Origin of the sequence: Paenibacillus sp. JJ-223, from assembly GCF_927798175.1 — a bacterium.
Lineage (GTDB): Bacteria > Bacillota > Bacilli > Paenibacillales > Paenibacillaceae > Paenibacillus > Paenibacillus hubeiensis.
In genome coordinates, this window is the sequence record NZ_CAKMMP010000008.1 from 70,545 (window position 1) to 86,045 (window position 15,501).

General features: G+C 49.5%; 13 protein-coding genes. 3 read left to right on the forward strand and 10 right to left on the reverse strand.

From position 1 onward, the window contains the following. Nucleotides 1-49: 49 nt before the first annotated feature. The 5 genes from L6H98_RS15480 to L6H98_RS15500 all read right to left on the reverse strand — a co-directional run bounded on the left by L6H98_RS15480 (nt 50) and on the right by L6H98_RS15500 (nt 5,185). Complete coding sequence (locus L6H98_RS15480; protein ID WP_236416467.1) at nt 50-343, reverse strand: YlaN family protein; 294 nt, start codon at nt 341-343, stop codon at nt 50-52. A 230-nt stretch (nt 344-573) separates the two neighbouring features. Beyond that, nucleotides 574-819: an HPr family phosphocarrier protein gene (locus L6H98_RS15485; protein ID WP_236416469.1), complete on the reverse strand. Its 246-nt coding sequence runs from the start codon at nt 817-819 to the stop codon at nt 574-576. 98 nt (nt 820-917) lie between these two features. Then, the gene (locus L6H98_RS15490) at nt 918-2,033 is read right to left on the reverse strand and encodes an aminopeptidase (RefSeq protein WP_236416471.1); all 1,116 of its coding nucleotides are present in this window, start codon (nt 2,031-2,033) and stop codon (nt 918-920) included. 167 nt (nt 2,034-2,200) lie between these two features. Then, nucleotides 2,201-3,070: a hypothetical protein gene (locus L6H98_RS15495; protein WP_236416472.1), complete on the reverse strand. Its 870-nt coding sequence runs from the start codon at nt 3,068-3,070 to the stop codon at nt 2,201-2,203. 138 nt (nt 3,071-3,208) lie between these two features. Beyond that, nucleotides 3,209-5,185, reverse strand: coding sequence for a GGDEF domain-containing protein (locus L6H98_RS15500; RefSeq protein WP_236416474.1), 1,977 nt, complete (start codon nt 5,183-5,185; stop codon nt 3,209-3,211). A gap of 464 nt (nt 5,186-5,649) precedes the next feature. Here L6H98_RS15500 and rpsD point away from each other — a divergent pair, with 464 nt between their 5' ends. Further along, nucleotides 5,650-6,249 (forward strand): 30S ribosomal protein S4, encoded by a 600-nt coding sequence (gene rpsD, locus L6H98_RS15505; protein WP_236416476.1) that lies wholly within the window; start codon nt 5,650-5,652, stop codon nt 6,247-6,249. 255 nt (nt 6,250-6,504) lie between these two features. Further along, on the forward strand, nt 6,505-9,597 hold the full coding sequence (locus L6H98_RS15510) for a penicillin-binding protein 1A (protein ID WP_236416479.1): 3,093 nt from the start codon (nt 6,505-6,507) through the stop codon (nt 9,595-9,597). 158 nt (nt 9,598-9,755) lie between these two features. Here the strand turns inward: L6H98_RS15510 and acsA are convergent, their stop codons facing one another. Further along, the gene (gene acsA / locus L6H98_RS15515; protein WP_236416482.1) at nt 9,756-11,480 is read right to left on the reverse strand and encodes an acetate--CoA ligase; all 1,725 of its coding nucleotides are present in this window, start codon (nt 11,478-11,480) and stop codon (nt 9,756-9,758) included. Between the two features lie 277 nt (nt 11,481-11,757). Here acsA and L6H98_RS15520 point away from each other — a divergent pair, with 277 nt between their 5' ends. Continuing rightward, nucleotides 11,758-12,390, forward strand: coding sequence for a GNAT family N-acetyltransferase (locus L6H98_RS15520; RefSeq protein WP_236416486.1), 633 nt, complete (start codon nt 11,758-11,760; stop codon nt 12,388-12,390). 121 nt (nt 12,391-12,511) lie between these two features. Here L6H98_RS15520 and L6H98_RS15525 read toward each other — a convergent pair whose 3' ends face one another. The 4 genes from L6H98_RS15525 to L6H98_RS15540 form a co-directional block, all read right to left on the reverse strand. Further along, complete coding sequence (locus L6H98_RS15525) at nt 12,512-13,207, reverse strand: 5'-methylthioadenosine/adenosylhomocysteine nucleosidase (RefSeq protein WP_236416489.1); 696 nt, start codon at nt 13,205-13,207, stop codon at nt 12,512-12,514. Nucleotides 13,208-13,389: 182 nt separating this feature from the next. Then, complete coding sequence (gene ccpA, locus L6H98_RS15530) at nt 13,390-14,397, reverse strand: catabolite control protein A (protein ID WP_236416492.1); 1,008 nt, start codon at nt 14,395-14,397, stop codon at nt 13,390-13,392. Nucleotides 14,398-14,489: 92 nt separating this feature from the next. Further along, a complete protein-coding gene (ytxJ, locus tag L6H98_RS15535; RefSeq protein WP_236416493.1) occupies nt 14,490-14,837 on the reverse strand; it encodes a bacillithiol system redox-active protein YtxJ in 348 nt (115 codons plus the stop codon). 122 nt (nt 14,838-14,959) lie between these two features. Next, the gene (locus tag L6H98_RS15540; RefSeq protein WP_236416495.1) at nt 14,960-15,361 is read right to left on the reverse strand and encodes a hypothetical protein; all 402 of its coding nucleotides are present in this window, start codon (nt 15,359-15,361) and stop codon (nt 14,960-14,962) included. Nucleotides 15,362-15,501: the final 140 nt, after the last annotated feature.

Sequence of the window (15,501 nt, forward strand, 5' to 3'; positions counted from 1 at the left end):
GCATGCATAGCCGCTGCATGCCTTCTATTCGGACCCGCGCGAAGGCAGGCTATTGCTCATTCTTCTTGTTCAAAGCCTCATATAAAATAGCCAGATTCCGCTCAAGGGCACTGACCATCTGCTTACCCGAACTTTCCGGGAGAAGCCCTGCGCGAACAGCAAAATCCACTTCCTTGGAGAACCCATACATCTGTGTATCCAGTACTTCCTCGTAGAGAGGGCAGTAGCGGGTAGCCAGATTCTCCATCTGTACTTCAATAAGCTTCTGTATTTTATCTGCATCTTCTTGAAGAAGACTGATCGCTTTCATATTCAGCTGTTCCTGCAGATCAGATGAAGTCATGCATTTCCCCCCCTATGTCCCAAAAATCGCGTAAAGACGTTCTACCCCTAATATTAGACGAAATCAGAAGCTAATACAAGAACTTGACCAAAATAACCACCTAATCCGAGTCCAGTTCGATGAAATAATACCCTATAGGCGTATTTATGGAAATCGGAGAGATCAATACGTCTCGGGAACAACGCAAAGAAGCACCTCCGCCACGTTAGGCAGAGATGCTTCCCGAACCATTACTCGGACGCGATCGTTACATTGAGGCCGTGCTTGGCAAACACTTCCGCCATCGCTTTTTTGGCTTCATCCTCATCCGGGCCATGAACGTGCAGCTCATAGCTGTGCGTGCTCACCAACGTTGTGAACAAACCCAGAATGCTTTTGACGTCGATATACTTGTTGTCCGAATGCAATACGATTGAAGATGTAAACTTGCCTGCTGTTTGAGCAATTTCCACTACCGCAGCGTTATTACTCGACATAGGAATCCCTCCGTCTTTTCACTAAATGGTATCATCTATGAATTACCCCTTCATGATACCGTGAATCCGCTTTCCTAGCAACAGCAAAATGGCAAGGATTACTTCAATTGATCTGGATTAAGGCATTCAAGCTCAGGGACAACGAAAATGCCGTCTTTGCGAATCAATACATCGTCAAAATAAATTTCGCCACCGCCGTAATCCGGACGTTGGATCAATACGAGATCCCAGTGGATCGACGAACGGTTGCCGTTATCGGTTTCCTCATAGGCTTGCCCTGGGGTGAAGTGCAGGCTGCCCGCAATTTTTTCGTCGAACAGGATGTCCTTCATCGGATGCAGGATGTATGGGTTGAATCCGATCGCGAACTCGCCGATGTGGCGCGCGCCTTCGTCGGAGTCGAGGATTTCGTTCAAACGTTTCGTATCATTGCTCGTCGCTTCAACGATTTTCCCGTCTTTGAAGGTGAATTTGATGTTTTCAAACGTAATGCCGTTGTACAGCGTGGCCGCATTGTAGCTGATTGTACCGTTGACGGAATCGCGCACAGGCGCGCTGTAAACCTCGCCATCCGGAATGTTTTTTTGGCCGGAGCATTTCACCGCGCCAATGTTTTTGATGGAGAAGCTCAAGTCCGTGCCAGGTCCGGTAATGCGGACTTTGTCCGTACGGTTCATGAGATCCGCGAGAGCATCTTGCGCTTTGTCCATTTTGGCGTAATCCAGATTGCAGACGTCGAAGTAAAAATCTTCGAAGGCTTCCGTGCTTGTGTTTGCAAGCTGAGCCATGCTTGCATTCGGATAACGCAGCACTACCCATTTGGTATGTTTGACGCGTTGTTCGCTATGTACCGGGTGGGAATACAGCGCATTGTACATCTTCATTTTGTCTTCCGGCACATCGGACAGGTCGTTTACGTTTTCCCCGGCGCGAATGCCGATGTAGCAATCCATCTGCTTCATCCGGTTCAGGTCGATTTCCGCCCACGTTTTCATCATGTCTTCGGTGGCGTTTTTGAGCATGGCGCGCTGCACCGTTCGATCGGTCAACTGCACAAAGACGTTTCCGCCTTTTTTGCCTACCTCTTCAATGATGGCGTTCATCAAATCGCGTTCCGTTCCGATCATCTCAACGAGCACGTTCTCCCCAGGCTGCACGTCTACCGAGTAGCCGACGAGGTTTGCTGCGAGTTTCTGAATCCTTGGGTCCTTCATGTCGTAACATCCTCCTGTCATCCGCCATTCTTTAAATTGAACAACGGTAAATTACGTTAACTATTGTAGCACGCTACAGCGTTCCCGTCAGCAGGCAGTGCTCAATTCCCGTTTTCGGCCTCCCAGAACTGCGACGAAATAAATTACCTCTAATTCCTTGCAGCTTCTTAGTTATAGGACTTGAAGTTAACGTCCGTCACAAGCGCTTCCTGACTTTTCTTGACGCCGTCTTCCTCAAGACTTACCTTGCTTTCGGACGATAATCGCAGCGGCAAACTGCTTCTCCGGTCTACGGTAAGATGATAAACGGTCTGCACCTCAGCATTTTGCATCATCTGCATCAACCTGTCCTCTCCTTGTTTCCAAACCTTGTCCAATTCTTTCTCCATTGCTGGACGATTCTTCCCCCCGCTTGCAGCCGCTTTATGCAGGTACTCCGCCCGTATGGCTTCCATCTCGCCGTTCAGTTGGGCGACGGCCCAGGCCTTCGCGTCTTTCGGGGCCAGTTCAATCCGCAAAATCCGCGTGCGACGGCCTGATCCATATTCCGAATGGATGGTTTTGTTCATGCGATCAATGTTCTCCAATTGGGCAATCGGATTGAAACGGGATAAAGATCCGCGCAGCGGTTCATGCTCAGCGGATAATGCCTGCCATTTTCCACCCTTTCGCGCAAAAGAAGCGCTAAACCCTCCCTTCTTCCCATTGAGAGGCTTTCCATCCAGAGGCGCAATGCCGGATTCCTTACCGGCAGCCGCAATCGTTCCGGGCACTCTCGTCTGCAGCGTCAGGCGATCATGGTCTTCCAGCTTGCCTTCAAATTTGAACTGATTCTCGAACCGGGCGCTGTTCTCCCTTCGTAATCCGGCCTCTCCTTCAAAAACCAACCTTTCCTTTCCGGCAATGCCGGAAACCGCACGCGAAAATACTTCCTCAGGAGTTTGCTCCTTCTGGAACATTCCGCAACCACCCATACATAACGCCAAGACGATCAGCAAAAATGCAGTCGGCATATGACGTCTTATCCACATCCACATCTCGAATTCCACCTTTCGGGCAAACGTTCTTCATAGCCTGCCCCGTGGGATTCGCCTTATACTTTGTCAGTATTGTAAGAGGGATGCCCCCATCCATCGCAAAAAGAGGACCATCCCGCACAACGGAATGTCCTCTTTTTATCGGTTGATCTCCTGTTTTTCGAGCACGATGCGATTGCGTCCCCCGTTTTTTGCTTCATACAGGGCCATGTCTGCGCGGTAAAACAACGATTCCACGGTCACCTTATCATCCATGCAATTCCACTCGGCAATCCCGCTGGACACTGTCACAAGCGGTCTTGTTTCTTCCGCCACTCTTCTACGGATGGTTTCCGCATAATGCCGAGCCTGATGTATTCCGACTTGCGGCATGTAAATGGCCAGCTCCTCGCCCCCCCACCTTGCGCATACATCCTCGGGGCGAGCCGAACTTGTCACGATATCACTGACCTGCTTCAGCACCTGGTCTCCGGTTTGGTGCCCAAATGTGTCGTTCACCTGCTTGAATTGGTCAATGTCCACCACGATCAAAGAACCGCAAAATTCGTGAGCCTGACGTTCATGAATGATATTATCCAGATAATGCCTGACGTATAACCCCGTCAACATGTCCAGATTGGCAAGCCGCCGCACTTCGGCGTGAAGCGTAGCGTTCGAAAGGGCCAGTCCGATATGAATGGACAACATTTGAAGCAGCCGATAGTTGTCATACGAAAAATAATGCTCGCGCCGGTGGGACAGCAAAATAAAGCTTTTCACCACACCATTCACTCTTACAGGCGCAGCCATGAGCGAAAGCGAATGGGTAACCTCCATAAACACGGAAGTCAATTGCCCGTACTCGGCATAGTTGGAAAGAATGATCGGTTCCTCGGTTTGGCGCAGCAATCCGGCAAATCCATAATCCAGAGGAAACGTTTTATGGGCGAAATCGGGTATATTCGAAGACATGACCTCAAATTGGTCCGTATCCTCCTTTAACTGCAGGATGCAGCACCATTCGGCTTGAAAAATGGCTAACAGCTCCTGGACCGAAAAATCGAATATTTCCATGAGCTGCAAACTTTTGTTCAATCGCTGTGTCAGGTCATTCATCAGGCGCAGCTCCTGAACGAGCATGTTCGACTGTTCATGCAATTTGGCATTTTCAAATGCCGTTCCCGTTGTGTCAGCCATCATGGACACCAGCTGCAGATCGGACTCCTCGATCGTTTCCTCGTTCATTTCCATGTGGAATACCCCATATACTCCCTGGTTTCCCTTAAGAGGAAAAGCCACCTCGGCAATGCGATTTCCCGGTTGTTCTGAACGGAGTACGATCATCTTCCCCTCTTTAAAGGAGCGCACGCAAATATCATTTCCTCGTTCGCGAACCAATAACGGCTTGATCCGGGAATGGGGGCTTTTCTGATCCTGCGACATGTACAAATTCATCCGGGTGGCCGGGTACAAGTAATCGATGCTTTCAAACACCTTGTCCAAAATCGCATCCGCATTCATCTTGTCATTCAACCGTTGAATGATCTGAAACAGAATTGATCTGCGATGTTCCTCGCGTGCCGTTTGTTCATGGGCTTTCAACAGATCCGTCATAAATATGTATTCAAATCTTCGGTAGAAGCAAGTACGAAAGTGCGCCGCCTCAGATCGAACTACAGCTTCAGACGTTTCATATCGATCAGGTTCGTGAATCAAGGCCGTGAAGACAGCAAACAAGTCTTGATTGATTCTCGAGTACAACGGCTCTGCAAGCATCGCATATTGGCCATGAGCGCCCAAGTTTCGAGCGATTCGCGGCTGTCCGGAATCCAGACATTCCGAAACCAATTGCACGACAGCCCCGATACTCTCCTGTTCAATTGGAGCGACGCATATGCCTTCGGCATTCCAGACAGAATACTTCGTTTGCGAACGGCCAAAGTCCGTTAAACGCTGTACCTGCCAATCGGCAAAGGCTTGTTGCAGCAACATGTCAAGATAGCAGAAGTCAAAAGGTGTGATGTCCATATGCTGCATCCAGAGCGTATGCTCTTCATGTGATTTTTTGGAAAATAACGTTTCGGTCGAGTTAGGCGAATTGACGCTCTCTGGCAACCTTCCTAGATGTTCCAACATGTCAGGCGCTCCTTTGCACCGTTTTTGCATCTGAAGATGCATGAATCTGCAGATCCTATCGCAAATCTGCAAAAGGTATGGGATAACGTTTGTTTTACGCAATCCTTTAAAGTTAAGATACACTTTATTCTACTCTCTTTAAAGGGTTTTTGCATCCATATTCCATAAAATCGTCCCATTTTTTTAGGCCCAATGACCTATCGACAAAATTAGACGTTTTTCTATCTTCACCTTGCTCTTGACTTCCTTTTATCCAAACTGTAGAATATATTGTTGATGAAGACTGCTAATGGGTCTTTAAATTTGGGCATTACCGGTTGTGTCACCCTCATTTGTTTTGTTGCTTTCAGGACAGCGGCTGAACTTTCCTGATTGATGCTTGCGAGGCTTGCCCGCAACAACAAAACGAAGCGCAAACAGAGCCCTAACTATTGAATTTTAATTAAAAAGGAGCTACTTTACACATGGCACGTTACACTGGTCCTAAATTTAAATTGAGCCGTCGTCTCGGCATTTCCCTGAGCGGAACTGGCAAAGAATTGAAACGTCCTTTCCCTCCGGGTCAGCACGGTCCTAACCAACGCAGAAAAATGAGCAACTACGGTATGCAGTTGCAAGAAAAACAAAAACTTCGCCACATGTACGGCCTGGGCGAAAAACAATTCCGCACTCTGTTTGCTAGAGCGCAAAAAATGCAAGGAATCGCGGGTGAAAACTTCATGTTCTTGCTCGAGAGCCGCCTTGACAACCTGGTATACCGCCTTGGATTCGCTAACTCCCGTGCAGGTGCACGTCAGTTGGTATCCCACGGTCACGTTACTGTAAACGGCAAAAAAGTCGACATCGCTTCTTACCAAGTAAGCACTGGCGACGTAATCGGCCTGCGTGAAAGAAGCCGCGGTTTGTCTTCCGTGAAGGAAGCTCTGGAAAACCGTACGCATCTTCCGGCATACCTGGAATTCAACGACACAGCTGTTGAAGGAAAATACATCCGCCTGCCAGAACGCGCGGAACTTTCCCAAGACATCGACGAAAAACAAATCGTCGAGTTCTACAACCGTTAATCGTTGTTTTTCAATCCTGCTTTACCCCAAACAGCTGCCTGAGAAATTTCTCGGCAGCTGTTTTTTTGCTTCCATGCTAAGCCTATATTCCCCCACAACTTACATATACTAATCGAACGACTTCGTCTCGATGACAACTTATTCAGTCATTCCCCCAAGAAATTGGCAATTTTCGTCGATTGCTTGTATTTCTCACGCATGCAAAGCCTCCTTTTTATGCTATAATAAGTGTCGTTAAAAGGAGGAAGACACTGAATGGTTGATGCAAATAAAAACAAGCCCGACGAGCAGCCTGTCCGCAAGCGGAGCTTTATCCGCAAACTCGGCAGCGTTGTCAAATGGATGGTTATCCTGGGATTCATGGGCGTGCTATTCGTTGGCGGTGCCTTGATGGGGTACGTCAGTTCCATCGTTAAAGATGAACCCGTTCGTTCAAGAGCCCTGATCGAGCAAAAAGTCAGCGAAAACTCCATTACAGGCTTTGCTTACTTCGCCGATGGAAGCCCGATCGGCCAGTTGCGAACCGAAGAAGATCGGCGCCCGGTCACCTTTGACCAGATTCCGCAAAAGGTCATCGACGCCGTCATTGCCATTGAAGACAATCATTTTTACGAACATAGCGGCGTAGACATGAGCGGAACGCTGCGCGCAGTGAAACAGAAGGTTTTGAACGAATCCGTTCAAACCGGCGGAAGCACCCTGACCCAACAGCTGGCCCGGCGTGTATTCCTCAATTTGGACCGAACCGAGGACCGCAAAGTCAAAGAAATTCTGCTCTCTCTGCGGCTTGAACGCTTTATGACCAAAAACCAAATCATGACCGCGTATCTGAATAAGGTTCCTTTCGGTAACGGGTCTAGCGGCTATAACGTCTACGGGATCAAAGCGGCCGCAAAAGGATTGTTCAACATCAATGATTTGGAGAAACTGAATACGGCACAAGCCGCTTATCTCGCAGGTTTGCCGCAGTTACCCTCTTCTTACTCTGCCTTTAACGGAAAAGGCGATTTTGTAGAGGAAAACTTCGAGCGCGCAATCAATCGTCAGCACCTCGTGCTGCGCCGCATGCTTGAACTCGGCAAAATCAATACGTCGGAATACGATGAAGCCCTTGCTTTCGATATCAAAAGTTCGCTTGCACCAAAAACCGTAAAAGCTTACAACACTTATCCTTACCTTATGATGGAAACGGAGCGGCAGGCTGCGCAGATCCTCATGGATCTGAATACGGAAAAAGACAAAACGAATAACTCAACCGGCAAGGACACGGATGGAAATACCGCGGATAAGGACAACAGCACATTGTTGGAGGAAGCACAGCAGCAATTGCGCACTGGCGGATATCGCATCTATACGACCATCAACAAAAATGTGTACAAAACGATGAGGTCGATCGCCGAGGATGATAGCAACTTCTCTGCCGAAGATCCTACCAAAGGCAAAGAACAAACAGCGGCCATGCTGATCGATCACAAAACCGGGGCCATTCTCGGCATGATCGAAGGACGCAGCTTCCAAGACGAACAGATGAACTATGCCACCCAAATGGTACGTCAGCCAGGTTCGACGATGAAACCGATCGCAGCATATTTGCCGGCCATGGAGGCAGGTCTCGTTCAGCCGGCTTCCATTATCGACGATGCTCCGATCATCCTGAAGAACGGCGGTGCCGGATACCATATTCCGAAAAACGCCAACAATCGCTATCAGGGACTCGTTACAGCCCGCAGGGCATTGAATTATTCATTGAACATCCCTGCACTCAAGCTGTTTAATGAAGAAGTCGGAATCGATAAAGCTTGGGCTTTTTCGAAAAAGCTCGGCATCACGACCATCCAGAAAAGCGATTACCAAGCGCAGACCGGTGTTCTTGGCGGCCTTCAGTATGGCGTAACCGTCGAAGAACTGACCAATGCCTATGGCGCAATTGCCAACAATGGCGTCTATAACGATGCGTACATGATCAGCAAAATTGTAGATTCCAAAGGCAACATTGTTTACAAACACGAAGCCAATCCCGTTCAGGCTTTTTCCGAGCAAACGGCATACTTGATGACCGACATGCTGCGGACAGTCATTACGGAAGGGACGGCCGACAAAGTTCGTTCCAATTACAAATATACCAAGAGCGTTCCTATTGTCGGTAAAACAGGATCCACTCAAAGTTACGCAGACGTATGGTTTGAAGGATACACGCCAGACGTCACCTTGGGTGTATGGGTTGGATACAAGCAGCCTGTGAATACGCTTGAGACCAAATCCCAACGCAAACGGGCGCAGCAGCTATGGACCCAGATCATGAATGAGTTGGTTTCTTCTCAAAAGGACTTATTCGTGACGGATTCGTTCAAAAAACCCGACGGGATCGTTAGCAAAACCGTATCGGCTTACAGCGGCAAGCTGCCTACTTCTCTAACGGACAAATTTGTGACGGATATATTCAACAGCAAATACGTGCCGAAAGAGAGCGATGACGGCGTTGGGCGGGCAACATATATCACTTACAATGGCGTGAATTACATTCCGCGGGACGGAACGCCTTCGGATATGCTCAAAGTAAAAACGGTCATCAAACGGAAAAAGCCGATTTCCGAGTTGATTAAAGAACTGCAAAATGCGTTTTCTCGCATGAGTCGTCACGAATCGCTCGCATACTATTTGCCTGAAGATGCCGGCAGTGATATGCCTACCAAGATCGATCCGCGTACGGACAACGGCAAGGCACCTGATGCGCCATCCAATGTAAGGCTTTCCGGGTCGGTCATCACATTCAGCGCAACGCCTGAGAACGACGTCGTAGGCTATCGTTTGTATCGATCCGCCAATGGCGGAGGATTCCAGAATCAAGGCAAAGTCGTCCTGACAGGAGAATCCAGATCGTTTAGCGTTTCGACAAACGGTAATTTTGCTTACTATGTCACTGCCGTCGATGTAGCAGGCAAAGAGTCTGCACCGAGTGCCATCGTCAGCACTGCAGTCAATGCAGCCGAACCGGACGTAGAAAATAATGAACCGATCGAGGTTCCGGGTACTGTCATTGATCCAACGAATACAGGGGAGAAACCGGCCGCGCCAACGCCTCCTGGCACGCCTGGCCAGGTCGGCGTTTCCGCCCTTCCCCAAGGCATTCGCATTCAATGGTCTCCGAACCCGGAGACGGATGGGGTCAAAAGCTACACGGTATATTACAGCGAAACCGGATCAGCACCGTTTAACCAAATCGGAACCACTTCGGGCACATCGCTTGATTTCGGCGTAGCCAAAGGAACCGGAGGTTGGTTCAAGGTCTCTGCGACTAACGATGCGGGTGAATCCAGCCCTTCGGCAGCCGTTTCTTTGCAGCCTTGATCGAAACCTGAACGCATTAAAACGTTAAGCCCCGCCTCCTTTGATTGGAGGCGAGGCTTATATGTCTTATATGTCATAAAAATAAGCCTGCTCTGGTGTGATCCAGAACAGGCTTATTTCTTATGCTTTCATTCAAGAGACGAGCGAACCCTGCTGCTCTAATCCTCAATCGTGGATAGATCGCCAGCCGGAAGATCCAGCTCCCATGCCTTCAACACACGCCGCATGATTTTGCCGGAACGGGTCTTCGGCAGTTTATCCTTGAACTCAATTTCGCGTGGAGCAGCGTGGGCGGATAACCCTTCTTTCACAAAGCGGTAAATCTCCTCTTTAAGCTCAGGAGTAGCTTCATAGCCTTCACGCAATGCCACAAAAGCTTTAATGATCTCCCCTCGCATGACGTCGGGTTTGCCAATAACCCCCGCCTCGGCAACAGCCGGATGCTCCACCAGCTTGCTCTCGACCTCGAAGGGACCGATGCGCTCTCCCGAGGAATTAATGACGTCGTCAATCCGCCCCTGAAACCAGAAGTACCCGTCTTCATCCATATACGCGGAGTCCCCTGAGACATACCATCCAGGCAAACGGAAATATTCCTCGTATTTGGCAGGATTGTTCCATATCTTCGCCATCATGGATGGCCAAGGGGTGCGGATGGCCAAATTCCCCATGCTATACGGAGGGAGTACCTCGCCTTGATCGTTGATGATTGCCGCCTCTACCCCTGGCAAAGGCCGTCCCATGGATCCCGGTTTGATCGGCATGCCCGGATAGTTGCATATCAGCTGTGCACCGGTTTCCGTCATCCACCACGTATCATGGATGCGCTGCCCGTACACGTTCCATCCCCAACGAACCACTTCAGGGTTAAGCGGTTCTCCTACGGACAGCACATGGCGCAGGCTGCTGAGATCATGCCGCTTTATTTCGTCCTCTCCCGCTCCCATCAGCATACGGAATGCAGTCGGCGCACTGTACCATACGCTTACTTTGCGTTTCTCAATGGTGCTGTACCAATCCTGCGGACTGAAACGGCCCCCGCGAATGACATTGGTTACCCCGTTCAGCCACGGAGCGAAGATACCGTAAGAAGTGCCTGTGACCCACCCCGGATCAGCCGTGCACCAGTACACATCGCCGTCGCGCAGGTCCAATACCACTTTACCGGTGTAATAATGCTGAATCATGGCATTTTGAACGTGATAGACCCCTTTGGGTTTACCGGTGGAACCTGAGGTATAGTGAATCAATAGCCCGTCCTCGCGAGTCAGCCATTCCACTTCCATCTCGTCCGAAGCGGACGACATCTCGGCATCATAATCAACGAGCCCTTCTTCGGTCTGCGCTCCGCCGCCAACAACGAATACATACTTGAGCTCAGGCAATTCGGAACGTTTGATCCGACCGAGCAGCTCCGGCGTCGTCACAATCGCAACCGCGCCGCTGTCTTCAAGGCGATCCTTGACCGCCGTCTCCATGAACGCTTCAAACAGCGGGCCCACTACGGCGCCTGCCTTCAGAATGCCGAGCAGGCTGAAGTAGAGTTCAGGACTGCGGGGCATGAATATAAAAACCCTGTCTCCCTTGGCAATGCCGTATTTTCGCAGAACGTTCCCGAAGCGGTTCGATTGCTCGCTTAGATCGGCAAACGTGTATGCCTCTTCTCTTGTGGCATCGCTGTACAACAATGCGGTTCTGCCGCCTCTGCCTTCGAGCACGTGACGGTCGACCGCCTCATGCGCAATGTTTACTTTTCCGCTGGTATACCACGTAAAATGTTTCTCAACCGATTCCCAATCGAAGCGGCTTCGAGCTTCCTCGTAATCACCCAGATTGGATTCGGACACAACCGTTTGCAGCATCTCACCATGTGCTTGACTCATGCTTGCCAGCCTCCTCAACTCGACATTTCGATTCCTTCAAAAAGGTGTTTCGCTTTGCCTTGGTGTTGACTGAACTTACAGTTAGCGCTTACATTATTTAGAGAGCAACTCTCTGCATGTACCCTGTCAGGTAGCCAAAATCGGTGCAGCTTCATTCTGTATTCCAATTGTGAACGTTTTATGTCAAGGCAATTATATCAAATTGCTTCCGGGACCGTCTATGGCTTTTCATTTTTTTGATTTTTTGCTATAAGTAGGGAGGAGAGGAGCATGAACCATGGAGCATTTGAAAGAATACCACATGCGTTCCATCTTCAAGTCCGGTTTCCATATTACCGTGGAAGGCCCTTTGCCTCCTGACAGGATCGCAGCGTTGTCTTTTCATCCGGATCTGGATGCGTTCCGGCGCCCTGCCGAGCAGCAGGAAGCGTTGATGGAGATTGCAGGTTTGCCCGAAGGGCGCATCATCATCGCTCGTGAACGCGAAACGATCGTGGGTTATATTACGTTTCACTACGCCGATGAGTGTGAGCGTTGGTCTGAAGGCAGCATGGCCGATCTGATTGAATTGGGAGCTATTGAGGTAGCGGATCGGTACCGCTCGCTGGGCATCGGGAAAGAAATGCTGCTTACGGCTTTTGCGGGCGGCCAGATGGAAAGATACATCGTGTTTACGACTGAATATTACTGGCATTGGGATTTGAAAGGCAGCGGTCTGTCCGTGTGGGATTATCGGAAAATGATGGAGCGTTTGATGCAGACCGTCGACATGACCTGGTACGCTACCGACGATCCCGAAATATGTTCGCATCCGGCCAATTGCCTGATGGTGCGTATCGGAAATAAGGTGCCTCTCGAATCCGAGCAGCAGTTCGATCGCGTTCGTTTCCGCCACCGGTTTATGTATTGATGCAAAAACCGCTATCCTTTCAACCATGTTTCATTTGAAAGACACATGGATGCAGTCATAGCGGTTTTTTACAACAATTCGCTCCCATCAAGGGCGCATTTACGATTTTATTTGCTTTCGCTTACATATTGGTGAGCATGTGTTCCACAATACGGTGAGAACGTTGCGACGAATGTACGGTAAACTCCGCAAAATTGACATGGGCCGAACCGTCAGCCTTATCGGACATGCCGCGCAGCACCACAAACGGCACACGATTCATGAAACACACCTGAGCAACCGCAGCCCCTTCCATCTCGGCACAGGCGCCATCCATTTCGGCATATAACCTGCCTACCGTCTCCTTGCTGGCGATGAATTGGTCGCCTGACAACACTTTGCCGATCCGATAATGTGCCCCTTGTGCAAGGCATGCCTGTTCCGCCAGCGCAATCAATGTCTCATCGGCCGGAAAAGCCGACGTCTCCTGATAAGGGATGACGCCGCGTTCGAACCCAAGCGCGGTTACATCCATGTCATGCTGGACGCATACGGAAGAAATGACGATATCGCCGATATTCAACTCGGGATGCACCGCTCCGGCCACACCTGTAAATATAATTTTGTCTACCTGGAACCGGTCAATCAAAATTTGCGTGGTCACGGCGGCATTGACCTTGCCTACGCCTGACTTGCACACTACAATCTGTTTCCCCAGCCACTCGCCTGCGACATACGTAAGCCCGGTCTGTTTGACGGTCTCCGATCGTTTCATGCCTGCCAGCAAAAGCTCCACTTCTTCATTCATCGCACCGATTATTCCGATGGTTTCGCGCATCCTGTCCTGCCTCCATTTGATCCAAGCCTCGTCTTGAGATTCGGACGTATCTACTTCTTGTCAAGCACAAAAGCTCCGTTTCCGGAGCTTCGCCTGTATACTATGTAGAGAGGGAATAAATCTTCCCTTTCATCTTAATCCGGGCGGCGTCCGCCAGACGCGACATCCCTTTGCCGTCCCGTTTAGCCAGCGTGGCTGACAGACAAACGCAAAATCGTTTCATGCGGCAAAATCACGCGTGGATTTTCTACGTTTTCCTTCTTCATCAGCTTGGTCAAAAGACGCATCGCCACGGCACCCAGGTCGTACATCGGTTGGGCCACCGTTGTCAGCTGAGGACGAACCATGGAGGCCATACGGATGTTGTCCACGCTAATGATCGAGAAATCATCCGGTACTTTCAAGCCTTCATCCTGAATGCTGTGGATGGCACCAATCGCCATTTCATCCGTCGCGGCAAAGATCGCAGTTGGTCTCTTCTTCAAGCCCAGGAAGTACTTCATGGCTTCCACGCCGGACTCATAGCGGTAATTTCCGATACGTACGAGATCCTCCTGGTACTCCATACCTGCAGCTTCAAGCGCCTTCTTGTAGCCTTGGAAACGGGCATAACCGTTGGCCGGGTCTTGCAGCGTGCCGCTGATCATGGCAATTTCCTTGTGACCATGGCGAATCAGCGTATTCACCGCATCGAATGCAGCCGCCTCATGGTCGATGTCTACGGAAGGATATGCCCCCTTCTCGTCACTTGTGGCGCAAAGCACGATCGGCACGGCGGCAGACTGGAACGCCTGGATATGCTCGTCCGTCACGGTTCCGCCCATGAAGAGCAGACCGTCCACCTGTTTCTCAAGCAGCGTGTTGATAACGCGAATTTCCTTTTCCTTCTTTTTGTCCGCATTACACAAAATGATATTGTAGTGATACATATTCGCGATATCCTCGATACCGCGGGCAATCTCGGCAAAGATGGAGTTGGAAATATCAGGGATCACAACGCCGACGGTTGTTGTCTTTTTGCTCGCCAGACCTCTGGCTACAGCATTAGGACGATATCCCAGGCGTTCGATTGCTTCATAGACTTTTTTGCGGGTTTGAGGTTTAACATTAGGGTTATTGTTGACAACCCGTGATACTGTCGCCATGGATACGCCAGCTTCACGTGCTACATCATAAATGGTTACCGTCACAGCACTTCTCTCCATTACCAGTAAATTTTCATACCATTTTCATTAAGATTTATATTACGACAAATTATTGCATTAATCAATTAAAATAGGCTTCAATAGCCGTTTAATACACTTGTAAGCGCAGTCGAAGTAATGTTTGAATGGGAGGTATGCCATACCGCTTTCCCATTCTGCACAAGAATGGCCTGCGGCGACTCATGTTTAACCCCGAGTATTGCCTCCGTTTCATTGGAAACAGGGCGATCTTCCACAACATAGACGATGCCATAGTCCACATTTTCGTTCGGCTGGTTCTGCAGATAATGGTCCATCTCCTGATAAGCTCTTGAACTGATTGGGCAACGAGTACTATGCTTAAACAGAAGCAATGGTTGATTATTCGTAGCTCCCAGTGCGGAGTTAAGCTGTTCAACACTTGTCATTTTGGTCATGTAAGCCATTGGATATACATCCCCCTTTATCAGGAATACCAATATGTTGAGCGTTTTCACTCTACGATATCTTAACAAAAAGTGCAGGAAAAAGCCAATTTTCATGAAAACAAGCATGAAACGCGTCAAAATCAAACAGCATTCGAGAAATAACTTCTCCATGCAAAGCCGGACAATTGTCCCAGCCTGCGCTGTGTCATTTGAATCCATTCCTCGTCACCGGATTTTTGGGCATAGTTCAATATATCCAGGAGCAGGTTGATGCGTTCCTGAACGGCTTGCTGCATGCGCTCTTCCATCTCCCGATCCGACGCGTCCGGCCACGACTGAAGCATTTCGTGAAAAAGGTCGGCGAGTTCGTTCTGTTTACCGAAAGATACGTCTTGCTGCACGGGATGATCTCCCAATTTGCTGATACATTCCTTAAGGTCCGGCTTTACCGGCTGAAGAACCTCGTATGTAACGCAATCCGTGCATGCGAATACAGGCACGTTGCGAATTTCCACCTTTTTGGCATATACTACCGTTCTCATTTCCAATTCCATTACATGTCCGCACTTGCATGATTTGCGCACATCCATCACCTCATTCGTTCTTTGCTCATGAATAGTTCATTCGACCTTTTTCGGCGCAAATCCTGCCCAAAACCACAAATTAAACAAATTACCACCAT